This window comes from Paraoerskovia sediminicola (genome assembly GCF_030296575.1).
In the GTDB taxonomy this organism is placed as follows: Bacteria; Actinomycetota; Actinomycetes; order Actinomycetales; family Cellulomonadaceae; genus Paraoerskovia; species Paraoerskovia sediminicola.
The window spans coordinates 3,016,389-3,039,064 of sequence record NZ_AP027729.1 but is presented as its reverse complement, the minus strand read 5'-3'; the positions used below and the strand labels follow the sequence as shown (position 1 = coordinate 3,039,064).

Sequence of the window (22,676 nt, the reverse complement as noted above, 5' to 3'; positions counted from 1 at the left end):
CCGCGTCGTCCGCGCCGTCCAGGTCGTGCGAAGCGTCGGTCTCGGTCATGTCGCCGGATGCAGCAAGTGGCGCGTCAGAAGGCCTGTCAGAAGGCACAGAGGCGTCCGGAGAGACGTCGTCGGGGTGGGTCATGGCACCCATTCTCCCAGGCATCGCCGCCCACGCCGAACGCAGGCCCTCGCGGGCCCCGCAGGACCGCTCGGCGGACCGGTCCGCACCGCCGTTCCACCGGGTCGTCCGCCGCTTCCCGAGTCTTCGTCGAGGCGCGCTACCCAGGGTGTCGGACGTCGTCCGGCAGGTCGATACCCGTCCTCGCCGACGCTCTGGTCACCAGGCCCGCGAGCGCCGCCCGGACCGTCTCGTTCGCGTCGACGAGCGCCTGGCGACCGGTGGTCCCCGGCGCACGCTCGAGCACGAGGGGTTCCCCGATCTCGACCTCGATCCGGCGACGCGGGCCCGGCAGCCGGCTCGTCGACTCCCCCGTGCGGCGGGTCCCGAGGATCGCCACGGGCACGACCGGGGCCCCGGCCGCGAGGGCGAGCCACACGACCCCGGCGCGCCCCGAGGAGGCGTCGCCGCGCCCTCGGCCGCCCTCGGGAAAGACGCCGACCGCGTCACCACGGCGCAGGACCGCCAGCGCCGAGCCGAGGGCCGCGCGTCCGGAGGTGCGGTCGACGGGGATCTGTCCGGCGCGGTGGAGCACGGAGCCGACGAAGCCGTGGAACATCTCGTCCTTGACGAGGATGTGCAGGGGTCGGGGCGCGACACCGAGGAGCAGCGGTCCGTCGACGACGCCGGTGTGGTTCGCGGCGAGGATCACGGGGCCGGCGGCGGGGACGTGGTGCGCTCCGGTGACGCGGGTGTCCCACACGACGCGGGCTCCGAACCTGCCGACGTGCCGTGACCAGCGCGGCCCGCCGGCCGGGGGTCCGTCGGGGCCGTACAGGTCGAGAGCGCTCGGGAACCGCCCCTTGCGTGGGCCTGTCACTCGTGGGTGCCCGTCACCTGCGCGATCACGGCGAGGACGGCGTCGACGGTCTGCTCGAGGTCGAGGTCCGACGAGTCGACGGTCACGACGCCGTCGGCGGCCACCGTGAACTGCGAGACGGTCGAGTCGTCCGCGTCGCGGCGGACGACCTGGTCGCGGGTCGCTGCCACGGAGGCGGCGTCGGCGTCGCCGTGGAGCTCGCGGGCGCGGCGGGCGAGGCGTGACTCCTCGCTGGCGGTCAGGAGGATCCGCGCGTCGGCGTCGGGCGCGACGACCGTGGTGATGTCCCGGCCCTCGGCGACCATCCCCCGGCCCTGCGACAGCGAGGACGGGTCGCGCTGGGCGTCGATCTCGGCGCGCTGCAGCCGGCGCAGCTCGTCGCGCACGGCGAGGTTCGTGGCGACCGCGCTCACCGCGGTGGAGATCTCCGTGGTGCGGATCGGCCCGGCCACGTCCGTCTCGCCGACGTGGACGGTCGGGGCCGCGGGGTCGACGCCCATGACGAGGGGCATCGCGCGCACGGCTGCGGCCACGGCGTCGGCGTCGGTGAGGTCGACCGCCTGGTCGAGGCACCACCAGGTCGCCGCGCGATACATGGCGCCCGTGTCGAGGTAGGCGAGGCCGAGCCGCTGCGCCGCCGCCTTGGACACGCTCGACTTGCCCGAGCCGGACGGTCCGTCGATCGCGACGGTGACGGCGCCGGTCGACGCCTGTCCCTCCGTCGGGGCGGTCACGTCGGTCGGGCTGTCGGGTGAGGTCACGTCATCTCCAGGTTCGGTCCGGTCGCGCGGGCTCCACCCGCGCAGGTGAGGATACGTCGCCGCGTCGCCCGCGCCCTACTGGGCGATGTCCTTGCGCAGGGCCGTCGCCCCGTGCAGGTAGACGTGCCGGACGGCGGAGCGCGGCACCTCGACGTCGGCGTGCGCGAGGACACGCACGATCCGCGGGAGAGCGCCCGGCACGTCGATCTCGACCGCACACATCAGCGGCACGTCCCCGAGCCCCATGCCCCGGGCGGCCGCGGCAGGGAAGTCGGAGACGAGGTCGGGCGTGCTCGTGAAGAACAGCGAGATGAGGGTGTCGGTCCCGATCCCGTTGGCGCTCAGCACGGACTCGACGAGCTCCGTGGTGCGCGCGTGCAGGTGGTCTCGGTCGTCGGTGTCGAGCTGCGTCGCACCACGGATCGCCCGGACTGCCACCGGTACCCCTCAGAGCCCGAGGTCGGCCATGAGGGTGCCGAGCTCGGCCTTGCCGAGGACGCGCGTGCGCCCGGGCGGCAGGTCCCCGAGGCGGATCGACCCGACGCGCGTGCGCACGAGCTGGTCCACCGGGTGCCCGACGGCGTCGAACATGCGGCGCACGATCCGGTTGCGACCGTCGTGGATGACGACCTCGATGAGGCTCTGCGTCGGCGTGGTGTCCACGAGCTTGTACGCGTCGACCTTGGCGGTGCCGTCCTCGACCTCGACGCCGTGCAGCAGGGTGTTGGCGAGCGAGCCCTTGACCTTGCCGTCGACGGTGACGAGGTAGGTCTTGGCGACCTCGTACTTCGGGTGGGTGAGCCGGTTCGCGAGCTCGCCGTCGTTGGTCAGGAGCAGCAGGCCCTCGGAGTCCGCGTCGAGGCGACCCACGTGGAACAGACGTTCCGACCGGTTCTGGACGAACTGCGTCAGGGCCGGGCGCCCGTCCGGGTCGTCCATCGTCGAGACGACGCCGCGCGGCTTGTTGAGCGCGATCGTGACGAGCGACGTGTCGAGCTGGACGCGCATCCCGTCGACGTGGATCGCGACCGAGTCCGGGTCCACCCGGACGCCGAGCTCGCGGACCGTGACGCCGTCGACCTGGACGCGTCCCTCCTCGATGAGCTGCTCGCAGGCGCGGCGCGACCCCATGCCGGCTCCGGCGAGGACCTTCTGCAGCCGCACGCCCTCCGGGTCGTGGACGTCGCGCGCGGGCGCCTCCTCGATCTTGGCGCGGCGCGCCGGGACGCGCTTCTTCGGAGCAGCGCCGCCCTTACCGGGCTTGCCGGGCTTGCCGCCTCTGCCGCCGGGCGCGCCCTTCTTGTCCGCGGGCCGCGGCGCACCACGTCGCTTGCTGACCCCGCCGTCCGTCGAACCCGACGACCGGTCGGGTCGGCCTGATCCCCTGCGGGGCTGGGAGGTGCTCATCAGTGTTCCTTCGTCGATTCGTCCAGGGCCTCGCCCTGCGGTGCGTCTGTCGCTGAGTCCGTCGCTGCTTCTGTCGCTGCTTGTGTCGCCGGGCCCGTCGCGGCTGTCGACGAGTCCGGCGCGCTGCTGGGCTCGCGCTGCCCACCACCGAGGTCGGCGAGCCCCCGAGCTCGTCGAGGGCGCCCACGTCGGGCAGGTGAGGCGCGAGCGCGGGCAGCTCGTCGAGCGACGAGAACCCCATGCGCTCCAAGAAGTATCCCGTAGTCCCGTACCGGATCGCGCCGGTGTCGGGGTCCTGCCCCACCTCGGCCACGAGGCCACGGGTCGTCAGCGTGCGCACGACCCCGTCCACGTTGACCCCACGCACCGCCGAGACCTGGCCACGCGTGACCGGCTGCCGGTACGCGATCACGGCGAGGGTCTCGAGCGCCGCCTGGGTGAGCCGCGCCGTCTGACCCTCCAGCACGAACCTGCCGACGACGTCCGCGAACGGGACGCCCGTGTAGAAGCGCCACCCGCCGGCCGTGGCGCGCAGCTCGAACCCGCGCGGACGCCCACCGTGCTCGCCCCGGTACTCCACAGCGAGATCGTCGAGCAGCGCAGCGACCTCGGCGACCGGCAGCGCCACGGCCGAGGCGAGGCTCGTCGTCAGGATCGGCTCGTCGGCGACCATGAGGATCGCCTCCAGCGCGGCGGCCGCACCCCGGGCAGGTCCTCGACGTCGAACGCGAGCTCGTCCGCCTCGACGACCGCCCCGGAGGTCTGCGCGTCGGCGCCTGGCCCGTCCGCGGGGGCCTCGGGAGCGGGCCCGTTCGGGACCGGGCCGTCACCGCCCGCGACGTCCGCGGGGACGTCGGTCGTCTCGACGGCGTCGCTCATGCGTCCTCCTCGCTCGTGGCCCCGGCACCCTCGCCAGGCCTGTCGCCGGTGCCCGCGAATCCCGTGCTGTCCGGCTCGTCACCGTCGAACTCGGTCGCGTCGAGCTCGGCGAGGTCGTCGCCCACCTGGGCCGCGTCGTCCGACCCCGACCACCGGACCGTGAGCTCGCCGAGCGGCTCCACCTGGTCGAAGCCCACCACGCCCTGGCGGAACAGCTCGAGGAGCGACAGGAACCGCGCCACCGCCACGGGCGGCTCGACCCCGGCGACCAGGGTCCGGAAGCTCGCCGGACCGTGCTCGCGCAACCGCTCCGCGACGATCCGGGCCTGCTCGCGCACGCTGACCGCCGGTGCGTGCAGGTGCGAGAGATCGACGCCCGGCGCCGGTTCCCGCGGCGCCAGCACCCGGGCAGCGACCCGCGCCAGCTCCTCGGGCCCGACCTGCCACACCAGCTCCGGGAGCATGGCGGCCAGGTGCGGCTCGAGCTGCACCTGGCGCGGGAACCTGCGCCCCTCGGCGGCGAGGCGCTCCGAGACGAGGTCCGCCACCTGCTTGTACGCGCGGTACTGCAGCAGCCGCGCGAACAGCAGGTCGCGAGCCTCCAGCAGCTCGAGATCTTCCGCGTCGTCGACGACCCCGGACGGGAGCAGACGCGCCGCCTTGAGGTCCAGGAGCGTCGCAGCGACCACGAGGAACTCGCTCGCCTCACCGAGGTTGCGGTCGAGGAGCCCCGCGCGGCGGATGTGCGCGATGAACTCATCGGTGACCGCCCCCAGCGCCACCTCCGTGATGTCGAGGCGGTGCTTGGCGATCAGCGACAGCAGCAGGTCGAACGGACCGGAGAAGTTCTCCAGGTGGACCTCGAACGGGCGGCGCCCGCCCCTCTCCGCGTCCTCCGGCGACGCCGTCACCGGAGCGGTCGGGGCGTCGTCCGCCACGGTCGCTGCCGTCCCGACCGTGGGAGCCACGGTCACCGGACCGGCCGCGCCCACAGCACGGTCATGCCGCGTCGCCGCGTGCGACGAGCTCGCGCGCCAGCTGCCGGTACGCGGAGGCGCCGGCGTGGTTCGGGGCGTAGACGGTGATGGGCTCTGCGGCCACGGAGGCGTCGGGGAACTTCACCGTGCGCGAGATGATCGTGTGGAGCAGCTGGTCGCCGAACGCCTCGTGCACGCGTGCCACGACCTCGCGCGAGTGCAGCGTGCGCGAGTCGTACATCGTGGCGAGGATCCCGTCGACCTCGAGGCGCGGGTTCAGCCGGTCACGCACCTTCTCGATGGTCTCGACGAGCAGGGCCACCCCGCGCAGCGCGAAGAACTCGCACTCGAGCGGGATCACGACACCGTGCGCCGCGGTGAGCGCGTTCACGGTGAGCAGGCCGAGCGACGGCTGGCAGTCGACGAGGATCACGTCGTAGTCGTCGAGCACGGGGCGCAGCACCCGGCTCAGCACGGACTCACGGGCGACCTCGCCGACGAGCTGGACCTCGGCCGCCGACAGGTCGATGTTCGCCGGGAGCAGATCCAGACCCTCGACGGCGGTCTCGACGATCACGTCGCGGGCCGCGGCGCCGCGCTCCATCAGGAGGTTGTAGACGGTCCGGTCGAGCTCGTGCGGGTTGACCCCCAGGCCCACCGACGCGGCCCCCTGCGGGTCGAAGTCCACGAGCAGCACCCGGCGCCCGTACTCCGCGAGAGCGGCGCCCAGGTTGATGGTCGACGTCGTCTTGCCGACGCCGCCCTTCTGGTTGCACATGGCGATGATGCGAGCGGGGCCGTGCTCGGCCAGCGGCGCGGGGACCGCGAACTCGGGCATGGTGCGTCCGGCCGCGTCGGGTCGGCCCGGGGTCGTCGGCACTCCGGGCGCTGCGGGTGCAGCAGAGCTCGAGAGCTCCTGCTCGGTCCTGGTCTCGCTCGGGCTGCTCACGCCCGTCACGCTACCGCAGCCGCACCGGACACGACCGTGGCGGGCACGGCGTGCCGCTCATCGGCCGGACGTTCAGCCGAGCGCTCGCGGGTGGGACGACGCGTACACCTCGCGCAGGGCGTCCGGGGTCACCAGCGTGTAGATCTGCGTCGTCGTCACCGACGCGTGGCCGAGGAGCTCCTGGACCACCCGGACGTCGGCGCCGCCGGCCAGGAGGTGCGTGGCGAACGAGTGCCGCAGGGTGTGCGGCGAGATGCGCTCGGGGTGCTCGATCCCGGACCGCTCCGCCGCGGACCGCAGGACCGCCCAGGCGCTCTGCCGGGACAGCCGGCTGCCGCGCGAGTTGAGGAACACCGCGGGCGTGCCGGTCCCGCGCAGCGCCTGCTCCGGGCGACCCCGCACCAGGTAGGCGTCGACCGCGCGCCGGGCGTACGAGCCCAGCGGCACCACGCGCTCCTTGCGCCCCTTGCCGAACAGTCGCGCGCTCCCCCGGTCCAGGTCGAGGTCGTCGCGGTCGAGGCCGACGGCCTCGGAGATGCGGGCGCCCGTCGAGTAGACGAGCTCGAGGAGCGCGCGGTCGCGCAGCGGGCCCGGACCCTCGCCCTCGCCGGCCGCGTCGAGGATCCGTGCGACCTCGTCCGTCGAGATCGCCTTCGGCAGCCGCCTCGCCCGGTTGGGGGCGCGGACGTCGGCCGACGGGTCCGCGTCCGCGGTCCCCTCGGCGAGGGCGAACCTATGGAAGCCGCGCACGGACGCGACCGCGCGGGCGGTCGACGCCTCGGAGAGCGGGGTGCGCCCGTCGCTGCCCGTGCGGACGGCGGCCGTGAAGGCCGTGACGTCGTCGGGCGTGACGGAGCCGGGGTCCCGGCGTCCCGCGGACCCGAGGTGCGCGAGGTAGCGGTCGAGGTCTCGACGGTAGGCGGCGAGGGTGTTGACGGAGAGGCCGCGCTCGATCGTCAGGTGGGCGAGGTACTCGTCCCGCGCACGGTCCAGCGGGGTGCGGTCGCCCGCGCGCTCGTCGTCATCGAGAGAGGTCACCGCCGCGCCCGCAGGTCAGAACGGGAGGAACACGTCGACCGCGACCATGACGAACAGCGCGGTCAGGTAGGTGATCGAGGCGTGGAACACCTTCATCGCGCGGAGCTTGCCCCGCGCCGGGTCCTGCGCCCGGCGCAGCATCAGCACGCAGCTCGTCAGGAACCACGCCCCCAGACCGATCGCGACGACGGTGTAGACCCAGGACATCCCGGCGAGCGGGACGAGGGCGAGCGAGCAGGCGATCATCGCGACGGTGTACAGGATCATCTCGCCCGCGACCCGGGTCGAGCTCGCCACGACCGGGAGCATCGGGACCCCGGCATCGCGGTAGTCCTTGGTGAACTTGATCGACAGCGGCCAGTAGTGCGGCGGCGTCCAGAAGAAGATCACACCGAACAGCGCGACGGCCGCCCAGTCGAGGCCGCCAGTGACGGCCGACCAGCCGATGAACACGGGCATGCAGCCGGCGATCCCGCCCCAGACGATGTTCTGCGACGTGCGCCGCTTGAGCAGCATGGTGTAGCCGACGACGTAGATCGCGATCGCGGCGAACGTCAGCCAGGCCGAGGCCGCGTTGACGAGCAGGGCGAACCACAGGAGCGAGAAGACCCCCAGGACGGACGCGAGCACGAGGGCGGCCCGCGGCGTCACCTCGCCCGTGACGAGCGGACGGCGGCTCGTGCGGTTCATGACCGCGTCGATGTCGCGGTCGAGGTAGCAGTTGAACACGTTGGCCGACGCCGCGGCGGCGGTGCCGCCCACGAGGGTCGCGAGGACCAGCCACAGGCCGGGCATGCCGCCCTCGGCGAGGATCATCGTCGGCAGCGTCGTCACGAGGAGCAGCTCGATGATCCGAGGCTTCGTCAGGGCGACGTACGCGCCGAGCCGGCCGCGCCACTCGGGGGTCCGAGGGGAACCGGAGGTCACGTCGGCCCGGCGACCCGTCGCCGCGTCCCGCGGCGGGGTGTTCCGCTCGCTCGTCGTGTGCACTCGCTCGGGTTCCGTTCCTCGTGGATGTCGGTTCGCCACCGGCTCGCCCGTCACCGCGCCCGCGCGCCGGGGTGGCGTACAGGCGTGGGTGAGTTCGCCGTCCGTCCCCACATGCTACGGCCACGGCGTGCGATCCAGCGCCTCCACTCCCCTCTCCGGAGGACGACGAACGTCACACGCCACACGGGCCGCCCGCTCCGGGTGGCGGAGCGGACCAGCCCGAGGAACCGCACGAGAACCGGCACGGGAGCGGCACGGGAGCGGCACGGGAGCGGCACGGGAGCGGCACCAGGACCACGGACCGAACACCGGGAACGTGACGACGGGCCGATGTATAGGCTGGGTCCACGGTCACCCGCGCCGTGGGTCGTCCCTTACGAGCGGTCTACGAGCGCGGTCGACACCCGGAGTACGCAGACGGTTCCCGGCACGCCCGGGGACGGGAAATGAGGTTCGGTGAACACGTTCGACCCGGCGATCTCGCCACTGGATTGGTCCGCTCTCGACGACGAGGCCGTGCGCAGCATCAAGGCGCTCGCCGCAGACGCGGTCGAGAAGGTGGGCAACGGGCACCCGGGCACGGCGATCTCGCTCGCACCCGCCGCGTACCTGCTGTTCCAGAAGACGATGCGGCACGACCCTGCAGACGACCAGTGGATCGGCCGCGACCGGTTCGTGCTCTCCTGCGGCCACTCGTCCCTGACGATCTACCTCCAGCTCTTCCTCGCCGGCTACGGCCTCGAGATGGACGACATCGCGGCCCTGCGCACCTGGGGCTCCAAGACCCCGGGCCACCCCGAGTTCCGCCACACCCGGGGCGTCGAGATCACCACCGGTCCGCTCGGCCAGGGGCTCGCGTCGTCCGTCGGGATGGCCATGGCCGCCCGGCGCGAGCGCGGGCTGCTCGACCCCGACGCCGCCCCCGGCACGAGCCCGTTCGACCACCACGTGTACGTGATCGCGTCGGACGGCGACCTCCAGGAGGGCGTGACCTCCGAGGCGTCCTCGCTCGCCGGCCACCACCAGCTCGGCAACCTCGTGGTCATCTGGGACGACAACAAGATCTCCATCGAGGACGACACGGACATCGCGTTCACCGAGGACGTCATGGCCCGCTACGAGGCCTACGGGTGGCACACCCAGAAGGTCGACTGGACCGCGGACGGCACCGGGTACGACGAGGACCTCGACGCGCTGGCCGCAGCGCTCGACGCCGCGAAGGCCGAGACGAACCGCCCGTCGATCATCGACCTGCGCACCATCATCGGCTACCCCTCCCCCACGAAGCAGAACACCGGCGGGATCCACGGGTCGGCGATGGGCGCCGACGAGGTCGCCGGCCTCAAGGTCGCGCTCGGGCTCGACCCCGAGAAGTCGTTCGAGATCCGCGACGAGGTGCTCGAGCACACGCGTGCCGTCGCAGACCGCCAGTCGACCGAGCGTGAGGCGTGGGAGACCGCCTTCACCGCCTGGAAGACCGCGAACCCCGACGGCGCGGCGCTCCTCGAGCGGCTGCGCGCCCACGAGCTCCCCGAGGGCTGGACCGACGCGCTCCCCGAGTTCGAGCCCGGCAAGGGCCTCGCGACCCGTGCGGCGTCCGGCAAGGTGCTCTCTGCCCTCGCCGGCGTGCTCCCGGAGCTGTGGGGCGGCTCCGCCGACCTCGCCGGCTCGAACAACACGACGATGGACGGCGAGCCGTCGTTCATCCCGTTCGAGCACGCCACGAAGAAGTTCCCGGGCAACCCCTACGGGCGCACCCTGCACTTCGGCATCCGCGAGCACGGCATGGGCTCGATCCTCAACGGGATCGTGCTGCACGGGCTCACGCGTCCCTACGGCGGCACGTTCCTCCAGTTCGCCGACTACATGCGCGCGGCCGTCCGTCTCGCCGCGCTGATGGAGATCCCGTCGACGTTCGTCTGGACCCACGACTCCGTCGGTCTCGGCGAGGACGGCCCCACCCACCAGCCGGTCGAGCACCTCGCGTCGCTGCGTGCGATTCCCGGCCTCGACGTCGTGCGCCCCGCGGACGCCAACGAGACCACCTGGGCGTGGCGCACGGTGCTCGAGAACACCTCGAACCCCGCCGGCATCATCCTGACGCGGCAGGGCGTCCCGACGTTCGACCGCGGTGAGGGCGGGTTCGCCCCGGCCTCCGGCGTGGCGCGCGGCGCCTACGTCCTCGCCGACACCGAGGGCACGCCGGACGTCGTGCTCGTCGGCACCGGCTCCGAGGTCCAGCTCGCCGTCGAGGCGCGCGAGCAGCTCGCCGCCGACGGCGTCTCGGCCAGGGTCGTGTCGATGCCGTGCCGCGAGTGGTTCGACAAGCAGGACGCCGACTACCGCGAGTCGGTGCTGCCCGCCGCCGTGCGGGCCCGCGTGTCGGTCGAGGCCGGCGTCGCGCAGGGCTGGCACGACATCGTGGGCGACGCCGGTCGTGTCGTGAGCCTCGAGCACTACGGCGCCTCGGCCGACGCCAAGGTCCTGTTCCGCGAGTTCGGGTTCACCGCCGAGGCCGTGGCGTCGGCCGCGCGGGAATCGATCGCTGCCGTCGCCGGCGGCGACGTCGCTCCGGGCGGTGGCCCGCGGGCCACCGAGGGCGGGACCGGCGACCAGAAGTAGGCGCGACCGCACGACCACCGGCCCGGGCCCTTCGTGGTCCGGGCCGGTGGGACGCTCGTCCCGGACCACGCGACGAGCCGCAGAGCAGCAGGACCGCAGGACCGCAGGACCGCAGGACGAATCGCACGATCGCAGGACAGCAGAGCACCACGACGAGAGGACGATGATGACCGACGGAACCGCCTCCGACCGTCCGACCGCAGAGCTCAGCGCGGCCGGGGTCTCGATCTGGCTGGACGACCTCTCGCGCGAGCGGCTGCGCACCGGCAACCTCGCCGAGCTCATGGGCAGCCGTGACGTGGTCGGCGTCACCACGAACCCGAGCATCTTCGCCAAGGCCCTGGCCCAGGGAGACGCCTACGACGAGCAGCTCCGCGAGCTCGCCGGCTCCGGTGCCGGCCTGGACGCCGCGGTCGAGACGATCACCACCGACGACGTCCGGGAGGCCGCCGACGTCCTTCGCCCGGCGTACGACGCGACCGACGGCGTCGACGGCCGGGTCTCCATCGAGGTCGACCCGCGGCTCGCGCACGACACCGAGAAGACGGTCGAGACCGCCGAGCGCCTGTGGCGGACCGTCGACCGGCCGAACGTCCTGATCAAGATCCCGGCGACGGTCGAGGGCCTCGACGCGATCACGCGGACCCTCGCGCAGGGCATCAGCGTGAACGTGACGCTGATCTTCTCGCTCGAGCGCTACCGGGCGGTGATGGACGCGTTCCTCGCCGGGGTGGAGGCCGCCCGCGACGCCGGACACGACCTGAGCCGTCTCGCCAGCGTCGCCTCGTTCTTCGTCTCGCGCGTCGACTCGGCCGTCGACGCGGCGCTCGAGGAGGTCGGCAGCGATGCGGCGCTCGCCCTGCGGGGACGCGCGGCCGTCGCCAACGCCCAGCTCGCGTTCGAGGCTTACGAGGAGGTCTTCTCCTCCGACCGCTGGACGGCTCTCGCCGAGGCGGGCGCGATCCCGCAGCGGCCCCTCTGGGCCTCCACCGGGGTCAAGGACCCCGACTACCCGGACACCCTGTACGTCACCGGGCTGGTCACGTCCGGCGTCGTCAACACGATGCCCGAGGCGACGCTCGAGGCCTTCGCCGACCACGGCACCGTGGACGGCGACACCGTGACGGGCGCCTACGACGAGGCGCGCTCCGTCCTGCAGACGATCGAGCAGCTCGACATCTCGCTCGCCGAGATCACCCAGCAGCTCGAGGACGAGGGCGTCGCGAAGTTCGAGGACGCCTGGACCGACCTCCTGAGCACCATCGACGACGGTCTCTCCGCCGCGAAGGACTCCTGACCGCCATCCCGCTCGCCCCGCCCGCCCTCCGATCGGAGACCCCTCGGTGACACCCGCCCAGATCAACGCCGGCTCCAACCCGCTCCGCGACCCGCGGGACCTGCGGCTGCCCAGGATCGCCGGCCCGTGCGGCCTCGTGATCTTCGGGGTGACCGGCGACCTCGCACGCAAGAAGCTCATGCCGGCGGTGTACGACCTGGCGAACCGGGGGCTCCTGCCGCCGGGCTTCGCGCTCACGGGCTTCGCGCGGCGCGAGTGGGAGGACCAGGACTTCGCGAAGATCGTGCACGACTCCGTGCGCGAGCACGCCCGCACCCCGTTCCACGAGGGCACCTGGCAGCAGCTGTGCGAGGGCATCCGCTTCGTCCGCGGCGAGTTCGGGGACGACGACGCGTTCGAGCGGCTGCGCGAGACCGTGGAGACCCTCGACGCCGAGCGCGGCACCGGCGGGAACCACGCGTTCTACCTGTCCGTGCCGCCGTCGGCGTTCCCGGTGGTGTGCAAGCAGCTCTCCCAGTCCGGGCTGTCGGAGTCGACCGACGACGCGTGGCGCCGGGTCGTCATCGAGAAGCCCTTCGGTCACGACCTCGAGAGCGCCGAGGAGCTCAACGACGTCGTGTCCGAGGTGTTCGACCCCGAGTCCGTGTTCCGCATCGACCACTACCTGGGCAAGGAGACGGTCCAGAACCTCCTCGCCCTGCGGTTCGCGAACCAGCTCTACGAGCCGATCTGGAACGCGAACTACGTCGACCACGTCCAGATCACGATGGCCGAGGACATCGGCATCGGGGGCGCGCCGGCTACTACGACGGCATCGGCGCCGCCCGCGACGTCATCCAGAACCACCTCCTGCAGCTCCTCGCCCTGACGGCGATGGAGGAGCCCGTCTCCTTCGACGCGGGCCAGCTGCGCGCCGAGAAGATCAAGGTGCTCTCCGCCGTCCGGCTCCCGGAGAACCTCGACGACCACACGGCCCGCGGGCAGTACGCGTCGGGCTGGCAGGGCGGCGAGAAGGTCGTCGGCTACCTGGACGAGGAGGGCTTCGACAAGGCCTCCACGACCGAGACGTACGCCGCGATCCGGGTCGACATCGACAACCGGCGGTGGGCCGGCGTCCCGTTCTACCTGCGCACCGGCAAGCGCCTCGGCCGCCGCGTGACCGAGATCGCCGTCGTCTTCAAGCGCGCGCCGCACCTGCCGTTCGAGTCGTCCGCGACGTCCGAGCTCGGCAAGAACGCCCTCGTGATCCGGGTGCAGCCGGACGAGGGCGTCACGATCCGGTTCGGCGCCAAGGTCCCGGGCACGGCGATGGAGGTCCGCGACGTCACGATGGACTTCGGCTACGGGCACGCGTTCACCGAGTCGTCCCCCGAGGCCTACGAGCGGCTCATCCTCGACGTCCTGCTCGGGGACCCGCCACTGTTCCCGAGCCACGAAGAGGTCCAGCTCTCCTGGAAGATCCTCGACCCCATCACGGCCCACTGGGCCGCCACGGGCAAGCCGGAGCCGTACCGGGCGGGCACCTGGGGCCCGGAGTCCGCGGAGAAGATGATGGAGCGCGACGGGCGCGCCTGGCGGCGACCATGACCCGCCCGAACCCTGTCGTCCGCCCGCACACGGCGCCGTCCCCCACGCAGAACAGGACCGACCGATGATCATCGACCTGCCCCAGACGACCACCAACGACGTCGCCAAGCGTCTGGTGAACCTGCGCGACGAGGGCGGCGCCGTGGCCCTGGGCCGGGTGCTGACGCTCGTCATCATCACCGAGGACCAGGGGCTCGAGGACGCGGTGGCCGCGGCCAACGACGCGAGCCGGGAGCACCCGTGCCGCATCGTCGTCCTGGCGCCGTCGACGTCCGAGGGCCCCGGTCTCGACGCGCAGATCCGGGTCGGCGGCGACGCCGGGGCGAGCGAGGTCGTCGTCCTGCGACCGTCGGGCGAGCTGGGCGACCACGGGGACACGCTCGTCATGCCGCTGCTGCTCCCCGACGCGCCGATCGTCGCCTGGTGGCCGGGCACCCCGCCGGCGAACCCCGGCGCCGACCGGGTCGGTCGCATGGCGAACCGTCGCATCACGGACGCCCTCTACGCGCCCGCGCCCCGCACCGCGATCGAGCGCCTGCGCGACCACCACGTGCCGGGCGACACCGACCTGTCCTGGACCCGCATCACCCTGTGGCGAGGCATCATCGCCGCGGCGCTCGACCAGCCGCCCTATGACTCGGTGACCTCGGTCCGCGTCGAGGGCCAGGCCGGTCACCCGTCCGTCCTGCTCCTGGCGGCGTGGCTCGGACACCAGCTGCAGTGCCCGTCGAGCGTCGGCAGCACCCCCGGTGCACCCGGGATCACGCGGGTCGTGCTGGAACGCCGTGGAGGACCCATCGTGATCGACCGCCCCGACGGCGAGACGACCACCCTCTCGGAGCCGGGCAAGCCCGAGCGGCACATCTCGCTGCCGATCCGCGGCCTGCAGGAGTGCCTCGCCGAGGAGCTCCGGCGCCTGGACCCCGACGAGATGTTCGGCGAGGTCCTCCTCGACGCCCTCCACGAGGTCGCCTGATGTCGGAGCGTTTCGTCGTCGTCCACCCGGACGCCGACGTCCTCGCGAGAGCCGCCGCGTCGCGCCTGCTGACCCGGATCCTCGACGTCCAGTCGGTACGGGAGACGGTCCACGTCGTCCTCACCGGGGGCACCGTCGGGATCAAGACGCTGGCGGAGGTCGCCACCGACCCGGTGCGCGCCGCCGTCGACTGGTCGGCCGTGCACCTGTGGTGGGGCGACGAGCGCTTCCTGCCGGACGGTGACCCGGACCGCAACGAGACGCAGGCACGCGACGCCCTGCTCGGCTCGCTCCCCTCCCCGAGGGGAACGTCCACCCGATGCTCCCCCTGTCGGACGCCGTCGCGACACCTGAGGAGTCGGCGTCCGCCTATCGCGCGGAGCTGGCCCGTCACGCCGGCGACGGCAGCGAGGTCCCGGCGTTCGACGTCCTGCTGCTCGGCATGGGCCCCGACGCCCACGTCGCCTCGCTGTTCCCCGGCCACGAAGCGCTCGGGGTCATGGGCACGGCCGTCGTCGGGGTGCACGGCTCCCCCAAGCCGCCCGCGGAACGTGTCTCCCTGACCTTCGACGCGATCTGCTCGGCGCACGAGGTCTGGGTGGTCGCGGCCGGCGCCGAGAAGGCGGACGCCGTCAGTGCCGCCCTCGGGGACGCCCCGGTCTCGGACGCTCCCGCCGGCGGCGCGAAGGGCACGTCCCGGACGCTGTGGCTGCTCGACGCCGCCGCGGCGGGCGCTGCACCTTCCTGACACGGCACAGCCCGCCGGACCGCTGGGTCCAGCGGGCGCAGCGTGCCCATGAGGCAAGAGTGTGCGGCTCGGCGCGCCCCGAAGCGGGTGGGTCGAGCGGCCTCAGCGCCCGCGGCGCGCCCGAGAGGCGGCCGGGTTCAGAGCGGCTGGTTCTAGCGGCCGGGTTCAGCGACCGCGACGCGCCCGGAGGGCAGCGAGGGCCTCGTCGAGGAGAGCCTCGCCGTCCTCGTCGGACCGCCGCTCCTTGACGTACGCCAGGTGGGTCTTGAACGGGACGGAGGCCTCCGGCGCGGGCGGAGCCTCGCGGTCCTGACCTGCCGGGTAGCCGCAGCGGGTGCAGTCCCAGGTCTCCGGCAGCTCGACGTCCTCGCCGGCCGCGAAGCTGGGCGTCGACTCGTGCCCGTTGGCGCACCAGTAGGTGACGCGGACACGCGGTGCGGCGATGCCGCGCTCGCTCTCGCCGAGCGGCCCTGCGCCGATGCGCGAACCACGGATGGCACTTCCTGACGCCACTGTCCTGCTCCCCCTGGTAGTCGATCGTGGGTGCGGTCTCGCTCACCGGCCCCGTCGCCGGTCAGCACCGCTGCGTGGGTCGGGGCCCACGCGCTCGTCAGCTGATCTTCTGGATGAGTCCGAGAAGGACGATGACGACGCCCCAGGTGAGGGCGAAGCCGATCGTGATCCGGTTCAGGTTCCGCTCGGCGACACCCGAGCTGCCCGCACCGCTGGTGATGCCGCCTCCGAACATGTCCGAGAGCCCGCCGCCCTTGCCCTTGTGCAGGAGCACGAGAAGGATCAGGAAGCCGCTGGTGAGGACCAGCAGGACCTGGAGGATGATGCGCAGCACGTCCACTTGAAGACACGACCTCGGGTTTCGGGGCCCGCGGGCGCGGGCCGGGCGACGAGCCCTTGCGGGCCCGTGGGACAGGGTAGGCGACGAACCGCCCCGGGGGCCAACCTCGTTCGAATGGCGTCCCCGGGGCGGCCCGGTACAGCGTTCGTACGGTCGTGCGGCGTCAGGCGGAGGCGCTGAAGCCTGCGATCCGCGCGAACTCCTCCGGGTCGAGGCTCGCGCCGCCGACGAGCGCGCCGTCGACGTCGGGCTTGTCCATGATCGCCGCGACGTTGCCCGACTTCACCGAGCCCCCGTAGAGCACGCGGACGCCACCGGCCAGCTCGGCGTCGTACAGCTCGGCGAGGCGGGCGCGGATCGCTCCGCAGACCTCCTGAGCGTCTTCGGGCGTCGCGACCTCACCGGTGCCGATCGCCCAGACGGGCTCGTACGCGATGACGATCTGAGCCGCCTGCTCGGCGGGAAGCCCGTCGAGCGCACCGTCGACCTGGGCGAGCGTGTGCGAGACCTGGTCGCCGGCCTTGCGGACGTCGAGGCCCTCCCCGACGCAGAGGATCGGGGTGATGCCGTGCGCGAACGCTGCGGCGACCTTCGCCTTGGTGACGGCCTCGTCCTCGCCGTGGTACTCACGACGCTCCGAGTGGCCGACGGCGACGTACGTCACGCCCAGCTTCGCCAGCATCGCACCGGAGATCTCGCCCGTGTAGGCGCCGGACTCGTGCGCGGACAGATCCTGCGCGCCGTAGCGGAGCTCCAGCTTGTCCGCGTCGACCAGCGTCTGGACGCTGCGCAGGTCGGTGAAGGGTGCGAGCACCGCGACCTCGACGGCCGCGAAGTCGTGCTTCGCGTCCTTGAGGGTCCAGGCGAGCTTCTGCACGAGCGAGATCGCCTGGTGGTGGTCCAGGTTCATCTTCCAGTTGCCCGCCATCAGCGGGGTGCGGTCGGCCACGATGTGCCTTTCGTCGATTCGGTCGGTCCCGGCGGGTCGCCGGTGACCTCGGTCTGTGCGGGTGGCCTGTGCCCGGCGAGGTCTGCCGGGCACAGGCCGGGGGTCAGTCCGCGAGGACGGCGAGCCCCGGGAGCTCCTTGCCCTCGAGCAGCTCGAGGCTGGCGCCGCCACCGGTGGAGATGTGGCTGAAGCCGGCCTCGTCGAACCCGAGGATCCGGACGGCTGCGGCCGAGTCGCCGCCACCGACGATCGAGAAGCCGCCGGCCGCAGTGCAGTCGACGAGCCCCTGGGCCACGGCCCGGGTGCCGGCGGAGAACGCGTCGAACTCGAACACGCCCATCGGGCCGTTCCAGACGACGGTCTTCGCCTCGGTGATGATCTGCGCGAAGGCGGCACCCGACTCGGGACCGATGTCGAGGCCCATCGTCCCGTCAGGGATCGCGTCGGCCGCGACGACCTGGTGGTCGGCGTCGGCCGCGAAGGCCGACGCAGCCACGATGTCGGTCGGGAGGACGATCTCGACGCCCTTCTCGGCCGCCGTTGCGAGGTAGCCCTTGACGGTCTCGATCTGGTCCTCCTCGAGCAGCGAGCTGCCCACGGAGTGGCCCTGCGCGGCGAGGAACGTGAAGACCATGCCTCCACCGACGAGGACCTTGTCGGCCTTCTCGAGGAGGTTCGCGATGACACCGAGCTTGTCGGAGACCTTCGAGCCGCCGAGGACGACGACGTAGGGCCGGGCAGGGTCGGTCGTGGCGCGGCTGAGCGCGTCGACCTCCTTGAGCACGAGCGCGCCGGAGGCGGCGGGCAGGATCTGCGCGACGTCGTAGACCGACGCCTGCTTGCGGTGGACGACACCGAACCCGTCCGAGACGAAGACGTCGGCGAGCGACGCGAGCTCGCCCGCGAGCTCCTGACGCTCCGCCTCCACCTTCGAGGTCTCGCGCGCGTCGAAGCGCACGTTCTCGAGGAGCGCCACCTCGCCGTCCGCGAGACCCGCGACCGTGGCGCGCGCCGAGTCCCCGACGAGGTCCTCGGCGAGGGTGACGTTCGCACCGAGGAGCTCACCGAGACGAGCCGCGACCGGGGCGAGCGAGTACTTCGCGTCGGGCGTGCCCTTGGGGCGCCCGAGGTGCGCGGTGACGACGACCTTCGCACCCGCGGCGACGAGCCGGGAGAGCGTGGGCAGCGCGGCGCGGATGCGCCCGTCGTCGGTGATCGTCGTGCCGTCCAGCGGGACGTTGAAGTCGGAGCGGACGAGGACGCGCTTGCCGCGCAGGTCGCCCAGGTCGTCGAGGTTCTTCATGCTGTTCTTCTCCAAGTCGTCGTCACATGACAACGTCCGCGCACCCGACGGGCCGGATGGCCGGTCGGGTGCGCGGACGCATGGGTCTCAACCGTCCGTGGGGACGATCAGAGCGCGTTGCCAACCTTGGTGGTCAGCGCGACGAGGCTGTTCGAGTAGCCCCACTCGTTGTCGTACCAGGAGACGACCTTGACCTGGTTGCCCATGACCTTCGTGAGCTTGGAGTCGAAGATGCTCTGGTGCGGGTCGGTCACGATGTCCGAGGACACGATGTCGTCCTCGACGTACGACAGGATGCCCTTGAGGGGGCCGTCGGCGGCGGCCTTCACCGCAGCGTTGACCTCCTCGACGGTGGTCTCCTTGCCCGCCTCGAACGTGAGGTCGGTCGCCGAGCCGGTGATCGTCGGCACGCGGAGCGCGTAGCCGTCGAGCTTGCCCTTGAGCTCCGGGAGCACGAGGGCCACGGCCTTGGCGGCACCCGTCGTGGTGGGGACGATGTTCTGCGCGGCCGCGCGGGCACGACGCAGGTCCTTGTGCGGACCGTCCTGGAGGTTCTGGTCACCGGTGTACGCGTGGATCGTGGTCATGAGACCGCGCTCGATGCCGATCGAGTCGTTGAGCGCCTTCGCGAGCGGCGCGAGGCAGTTCGTGGTGCACGACGCGTTCGAGATGATGTTGTGCGCGGCGGCGTCGTACTGGTCGTCGTTGACGCCCATGACGAACGTTGCGTCCTCGTTCTTGGCCGGGGCCGAGATGATGACCTTCTTCGCGCCGGCCTCGAGGTGGGCCTTCGCCTTGGTGGCGTCCGTGAAGAAGCCGGTGGACTCGATGACGATGTCGGCGCCGAGCTCGGCCCACGGGAGGTTCGCGGGGTCGCGCTCCTCGAGGGCGCGGATCGCCGTGCCGTCGACGATGATCGACGACTCGTCGAAGTCGACCGTCTTCGGGAAACGACCCAGGACGGTGTCGTACTTCAGCAGGTGCGCGAGCGTCTTGTTGTCCGTGAGGTCGTTGACCCCCACGATCTCGATGTCGGCCCCCGACGCGATGATCGCGCGGAAGAAGTTGCGGCCGATACGGCCAAAGCCGTTGATGCCGACGCGGATGGTCACAGTACCCTCCAAAGCCCACGCCGGTGTGGCCGACGCGAACGGTAGATTCCGAACGAATACGTACGACGGCGTACGTTGTGGCTGGCCATTCGAGCAACCGACGCCGTCACCTGACGACACCAAGGATGGCCCAACTCCGGCAAGCATGCCCCCGGAAAGAGGCCCGCACCGGAACGACGGTCGGGACGAGGAATCTCGTCCCCCGACGCTTGACCAGATACCTCGAACCCTATACCTCCCGGTGACCTTGGCGAGGCACCACCTCACCTCGTGAGACACGTGGTCCCGCGCGAAGCACCCGGAGCCGGTCCGCAGCCTCAGCCGTCGATGTCGTCGGGGCCGAGCCCCGCCTCGGTGTCCGGGACCCCGAGCTCGGCCGCCCGCTTGTCGGCCGTCGCGAGGAGCCGCCGGATGCGACCGGCGACGGCGTCCTTGGTCAGCGTGGGCTCGGCGAGGTGCCCGAGCTCCTCCAGGGAGGCCTCCTTGTGCTCGAGCCGCAGCCGCCCCGCCTGGAGCAGGTGGTCCGGGACGTCGTCCCCCAGGATCTCGAAGGCCCGCTCGACGCGCGCCCCGGAGGCGACCGCGGCGCGGGCGGACCTGCGCAGGTTGGCGTCGTCGAAGTTCGCGAGCCGGTTCGCCGTGCCCCGCACCTCGCGCCGCTGCCGTCGAGCCTCCCAGACCTGCACCGAGGCGTCCGCGCCGAGGCGCACGAGCATGGCGTGGATCGAGTCGCCGTCCCGGATCACGACGCGGTCGACTCCCCGGACCTCGCGGGCCTTCGCGGTGACACCGAGGCGTCGTGCGGCACCGACGAGCGCCAGCGCGGCCTCCGGGCCCGGGCAGGTGACCTCGAGCGCAGACGCCCGACCGGGCTCGGTCAGCGAACCGTGCGCGAGGAACGCCCCGCGCCACGCGGCCTCCGACTCCGCGACGCCCGCCGACACGACCTGCGGCGGCAGCCCGCGCACCGGACGCCCACGGGCGTCGAGCAGGCCCGTCTGGCGTGCCAGGGACTCGCCGTCGCGCACGACCCGGACCACGTAGCGGTTGCTGCGACGGAGCCCGCCGGCCGACACGACGATCAGGTCGCTGACGTGCCCGTAGAGCTCGCTGATCGCGATCCGCAGGCGCTTGGCCGCGAGCTCCGTGTCGAGCTCGGACTCGACCACGATGCGTCCCGAGATGATGTGCAGCCCACCGGAGAAGCGCAGGGTCGCCGAGACCTCGGCGCGCCGGCACGACGTCTTGTCGACCTTGACCCGAGCGATCTCGTCCTTGACCTGTGCCGTGAGCGCCATGGCGACCATCCTGCCACCCGCCCGCCGACGACGTGCACCGCTCCCGGCGCGTCAGCGGGCCCGGTCGGGCACGTCCGCGATCACGCCCTCGAACACGTCCCGGTAGGCGGCCGCGAGACGGAGCGGGTCGTGGCGCGGTGTCCCGTCGCCCCGCCGGACCTGGCGCAGCAGCAGCTTGGCGCCGAGCTCGGCGGTCACGTCGGCGAGCGTCGAGACGTCCTCGACGGACGTCGGGTCGGCGACGACCGCGTCGATCCGAAGGTCCGGTGCGTGGTTGCGCAGCACCTGCAGGTGGTCCGTCGCCGTGAGCCCTTCGCTCTCGATGTCGTCGCTCTCGAGGTTCAGCGTGACGCACCGCCGGGCCCTGGTCCGGTGCAGCGCGTCGGAGATCTCGGGCACGAGCAGGTGCGGGAGCACCGACGAGAACCAGCTGCCCGGGCCGAGCACGACCCACTCCGCGGTGTGGATGGCCTCCACGGCCTCGTGGCACGCCGGCGGGTCGTCAGGGATCAGCCGCAGCTTCTCGATGCGTCCTGGGTGGGAACCGACCTTGCTCTGGCCCTGGATGGTGCGCAGACCGGACTCGGTCTGGATGTCGGCCTCGATCCGCAGCGGCACCGACGACATCGGGAGGACCCGACCGCGCGCGTTGAGCAGCCTGCCCACCCAGTCGAGCCCGGCGACCGGGTCGTCGAGCAGCTCCCAGAGCGTGACGATCAGCAGGTTCCCCACGGCGTGCTGGTCGAGGTCCCCCGACGACGTGAAGCGGTGCTGGAGCACGTCGCGCCACGTGCGACCCCAGTCCGAGTCGTCGCACAGCGCTGCGAGCGCCATGCGCAGGTCGCCGGGTGGCAGGACGTCGAGCTCGTCGCGGAGCCTGCCGGACGACCCGCCGTCGTCGGCCACCGTCACGATCGCGGTGATGCGGTCGCTCATCAGCCGCAGCGCGGACAGGCTCGCCGCGAGGCCGTGCCCGCCACCGAGCGCGACGACGACCGGGGACCCGGGCGGCCTCATTCCTTCCCCAGGTCGCGTGCCGTCACGGTGACGCGGTACCCGGCGTCACGCAGGCGCGCGCCGAGCTCTTCGCTGGTCGCCACGGACCGGTGCTTGCCGCCCGTGCAGCCGACGGCGATCGTCACGTAGCGCTTCTCCTCGTCGAGGTAGCCGGCGAGGACGGGTTCGAGCGCGTGGACGTAGCGCTCGAGGAAGGTCACCGCTCCGGGCAGGCCGAGGACGTAGTCGCGGACCGGCGCGTCCCTGCCGGTCAGGTGCCGGAGCTCGGTCACCCAGTACGGGTTGGCGAGGAAGCGCATGTCGATCACGTGGTCGGCGTCGATCGGGATCCCGTACTTGAACCCGAAGGACACGACGTTCACGTGCAGGTCGTCCGCCGCGCCCCACGTGACGGCGTCCCGGACCTCGCGCGCGAGGTCGTGCACGTTCAGGGACGACGTGTCGATCACGGTGTCGGCGCGTTCTCGGATCGCGTCGAGCAGCCGGCGCTCGGCGCCGATCCCGTCGAGGATCCGGCCGTCCCCCTGCAGCGGGTGCGGCCTGCGGACCTGCTCGAACCGCCGGACCAGGACCGTGTCGTCGGCGTCCAGGAAGAGCACGCGGTGCTCCACGCCGGACTGCTGCAGGTGTTCGAGCACCTCGAGCAGGTCGTCGAAGAACTCGCCGCCGCGCACGTCGACGACAGCGCAGACGCGGTCGAGCGTCGACGCCGACCGCGTCATCATGTCGACGAGCGGGATCAGCATGCGGGGCGGCAGGTTGTCGACGACGTACCAGCCGAGGTCCTCCACGACCGCGGCGGCGCGCGACCGACCCGCACCGGACATCCCGGTGATCACGAAGACCTCGCGGACCGTGGGGTGTGGGGTCGACGCTGCCGCCTCGGCGGCCGGCACCCCGTCGGGACGGTGATCGGGTCGGGCT

At 72.4% G+C, this 22,676-nt stretch carries 19 protein-coding genes and 3 pseudogenes; 5 read left to right on the top strand and 17 right to left on the bottom strand.

The window, feature by feature from the left end; genetic code table 11:
* Positions 1-269: 269 nt before the first annotated feature.
* The 9 genes and pseudogenes from QUE47_RS14010 to QUE47_RS13970 all read right to left on the bottom strand — a co-directional run bounded on the left by QUE47_RS14010 (position 270) and on the right by QUE47_RS13970 (position 7,927).
* Positions 270-989 carry a lysophospholipid acyltransferase family protein gene (locus QUE47_RS14010; protein ID WP_286217786.1) on the bottom strand — a complete coding sequence of 240 codons (720 nt, stop codon included), beginning with the start codon at positions 987-989 and terminating at the stop codon, positions 270-272.
* On the bottom strand, positions 986-1,723 hold the full coding sequence (gene cmk / locus QUE47_RS14005) for a (d)CMP kinase (protein ID WP_286219522.1): 738 nt from the start codon (positions 1,721-1,723) through the stop codon (positions 986-988). The genes QUE47_RS14010 and cmk overlap by 4 nt, the downstream gene beginning before the upstream one ends.
* 102 nt (positions 1,724-1,825) lie before the next feature.
* The gene (aroH, locus tag QUE47_RS14000; protein WP_286217785.1) at positions 1,826-2,188 is read right to left on the bottom strand and encodes a chorismate mutase; all 363 of its coding nucleotides are present in this window, start codon (positions 2,186-2,188) and stop codon (positions 1,826-1,828) included.
* Positions 2,189-2,197: 9 nt separating this feature from the next.
* A complete protein-coding gene (locus QUE47_RS13995; RefSeq protein ID WP_286217784.1) occupies positions 2,198-3,157 on the bottom strand; it encodes a pseudouridine synthase in 960 nt (319 codons plus the stop codon).
* Between the two features lie 172 nt (positions 3,158-3,329).
* Positions 3,330-4,036: pseudogene (scpB, locus tag QUE47_RS13990) on the bottom strand (SMC-Scp complex subunit ScpB); the annotation flags it as partial.
* Positions 4,033-5,004, bottom strand: coding sequence for a segregation and condensation protein A (locus QUE47_RS13985; protein ID WP_434019694.1), 972 nt, complete (start codon positions 5,002-5,004; stop codon positions 4,033-4,035). The pseudogene scpB and the gene QUE47_RS13985, both read right to left, overlap by 4 nt.
* 31 nt (positions 5,005-5,035) lie before the next feature.
* Positions 5,036-5,851, bottom strand: a complete 816-nt coding sequence (locus QUE47_RS13980) for a ParA family protein (protein WP_286219520.1) — start codon at positions 5,849-5,851, stop codon at positions 5,036-5,038.
* A gap of 183 nt (positions 5,852-6,034) precedes the next feature.
* Complete coding sequence (gene xerD / locus QUE47_RS13975) at positions 6,035-7,000, bottom strand: site-specific tyrosine recombinase XerD (protein WP_286217783.1); 966 nt, start codon at positions 6,998-7,000, stop codon at positions 6,035-6,037.
* 15 nt (positions 7,001-7,015) lie between these two features.
* Positions 7,016-7,927, bottom strand: coding sequence for a heme o synthase (locus tag QUE47_RS13970; protein ID WP_286219519.1), 912 nt, complete (start codon positions 7,925-7,927; stop codon positions 7,016-7,018).
* A gap of 519 nt (positions 7,928-8,446) precedes the next feature.
* Here QUE47_RS13970 and tkt point away from each other — a divergent pair.
* From tkt to pgl, 5 genes and pseudogenes are all read left to right on the top strand, one after another.
* Entirely contained in the window at positions 8,447-10,612 is a 2,166-nt protein-coding gene (gene tkt / locus QUE47_RS13965) for a transketolase (protein ID WP_286217782.1), read from the top strand.
* Positions 10,613-10,778: 166 nt separating this feature from the next.
* Entirely contained in the window at positions 10,779-11,909 is a 1,131-nt protein-coding gene (tal, locus tag QUE47_RS13960; RefSeq protein ID WP_286217781.1) for a transaldolase, read from the top strand.
* Positions 11,910-11,955: 46 nt separating this feature from the next.
* Positions 11,956-13,496 (top strand): annotated as a pseudogene (gene zwf, locus QUE47_RS13955) (glucose-6-phosphate dehydrogenase).
* 64 nt (positions 13,497-13,560) lie between these two features.
* Complete coding sequence (locus tag QUE47_RS13950) at positions 13,561-14,472, top strand: glucose-6-phosphate dehydrogenase assembly protein OpcA (RefSeq protein ID WP_286217780.1); 912 nt, start codon at positions 13,561-13,563, stop codon at positions 14,470-14,472.
* A pseudogene (pgl, locus tag QUE47_RS13945) lies at positions 14,472-15,220 on the top strand (6-phosphogluconolactonase). Before QUE47_RS13950 ends, pgl begins: the two are co-directional and overlap by 1 nt.
* A 165-nt stretch (positions 15,221-15,385) precedes the next feature.
* Here pgl and QUE47_RS13940 read toward each other — a convergent pair.
* The 8 genes from QUE47_RS13940 to rapZ form a co-directional block, all read right to left on the bottom strand.
* Positions 15,386-15,733 (bottom strand): RNA polymerase-binding protein RbpA, encoded by a 348-nt coding sequence (locus tag QUE47_RS13940; RefSeq protein WP_286217779.1) that lies wholly within the window; start codon positions 15,731-15,733, stop codon positions 15,386-15,388.
* A 97-nt stretch (positions 15,734-15,830) separates the two neighbouring features.
* Positions 15,831-16,073 (bottom strand): preprotein translocase subunit SecG, encoded by a 243-nt coding sequence (secG, locus tag QUE47_RS13935; RefSeq protein ID WP_286217778.1) that lies wholly within the window; start codon positions 16,071-16,073, stop codon positions 15,831-15,833.
* Positions 16,074-16,236: 163 nt separating this feature from the next.
* The gene (gene tpiA / locus QUE47_RS13930) at positions 16,237-17,022 is read right to left on the bottom strand and encodes a triose-phosphate isomerase (protein ID WP_286217777.1); all 786 of its coding nucleotides are present in this window, start codon (positions 17,020-17,022) and stop codon (positions 16,237-16,239) included.
* Positions 17,023-17,125: 103 nt separating this feature from the next.
* Complete coding sequence (locus tag QUE47_RS13925; RefSeq protein ID WP_286217776.1) at positions 17,126-18,325, bottom strand: phosphoglycerate kinase; 1,200 nt, start codon at positions 18,323-18,325, stop codon at positions 17,126-17,128.
* A gap of 107 nt (positions 18,326-18,432) precedes the next feature.
* Positions 18,433-19,437, bottom strand: coding sequence for a type I glyceraldehyde-3-phosphate dehydrogenase (gene gap / locus QUE47_RS13920; RefSeq protein WP_286217774.1), 1,005 nt, complete (start codon positions 19,435-19,437; stop codon positions 18,433-18,435).
* A gap of 317 nt (positions 19,438-19,754) precedes the next feature.
* A complete protein-coding gene (gene whiA / locus QUE47_RS13915; protein ID WP_286217773.1) occupies positions 19,755-20,735 on the bottom strand; it encodes a DNA-binding protein WhiA in 981 nt (326 codons plus the stop codon).
* A gap of 51 nt (positions 20,736-20,786) precedes the next feature.
* The gene (locus QUE47_RS13910; RefSeq protein WP_286217772.1) at positions 20,787-21,752 is read right to left on the bottom strand and encodes a gluconeogenesis factor YvcK family protein; all 966 of its coding nucleotides are present in this window, start codon (positions 21,750-21,752) and stop codon (positions 20,787-20,789) included.
* Positions 21,749-22,648 carry an RNase adapter RapZ gene (gene rapZ, locus QUE47_RS13905; protein WP_350227576.1) on the bottom strand — a complete coding sequence of 300 codons (900 nt, stop codon included), beginning with the start codon at positions 22,646-22,648 and terminating at the stop codon, positions 21,749-21,751. The genes QUE47_RS13910 and rapZ overlap by 4 nt, the downstream gene beginning before the upstream one ends.
* Positions 22,649-22,676: the final 28 nt, after the last annotated feature.

Coding starts and splice junctions, on each gene's coding strand:
- tal (WP_286217781.1), top strand. CDS start 10,779: ATGACCGACGGAACCGCCTCCGACCGTCCGACCGCAGAGCTCAGCGCG.
- QUE47_RS13925 (WP_286217776.1), bottom strand. CDS start 18,325: ATGAAGAACCTCGACGACCTGGGCGACCTGCGCGGCAAGCGCGTCCTC.
- whiA (WP_286217773.1), bottom strand. CDS start 20,735: ATGGCGCTCACGGCACAGGTCAAGGACGAGATCGCTCGGGTCAAGGTC.
- QUE47_RS13950 (WP_286217780.1), top strand. CDS start 13,561: ATGATCATCGACCTGCCCCAGACGACCACCAACGACGTCGCCAAGCGT.
- QUE47_RS13910 (WP_286217772.1), bottom strand. CDS start 21,752: ATGAGGCCGCCCGGGTCCCCGGTCGTCGTCGCGCTCGGTGGCGGGCAC.
- QUE47_RS13980 (WP_286219520.1), bottom strand. CDS start 5,851: ATGCCCGAGTTCGCGGTCCCCGCGCCGCTGGCCGAGCACGGCCCCGCT.
- QUE47_RS13995 (WP_286217784.1), bottom strand. CDS start 3,157: ATGAGCACCTCCCAGCCCCGCAGGGGATCAGGCCGACCCGACCGGTCG.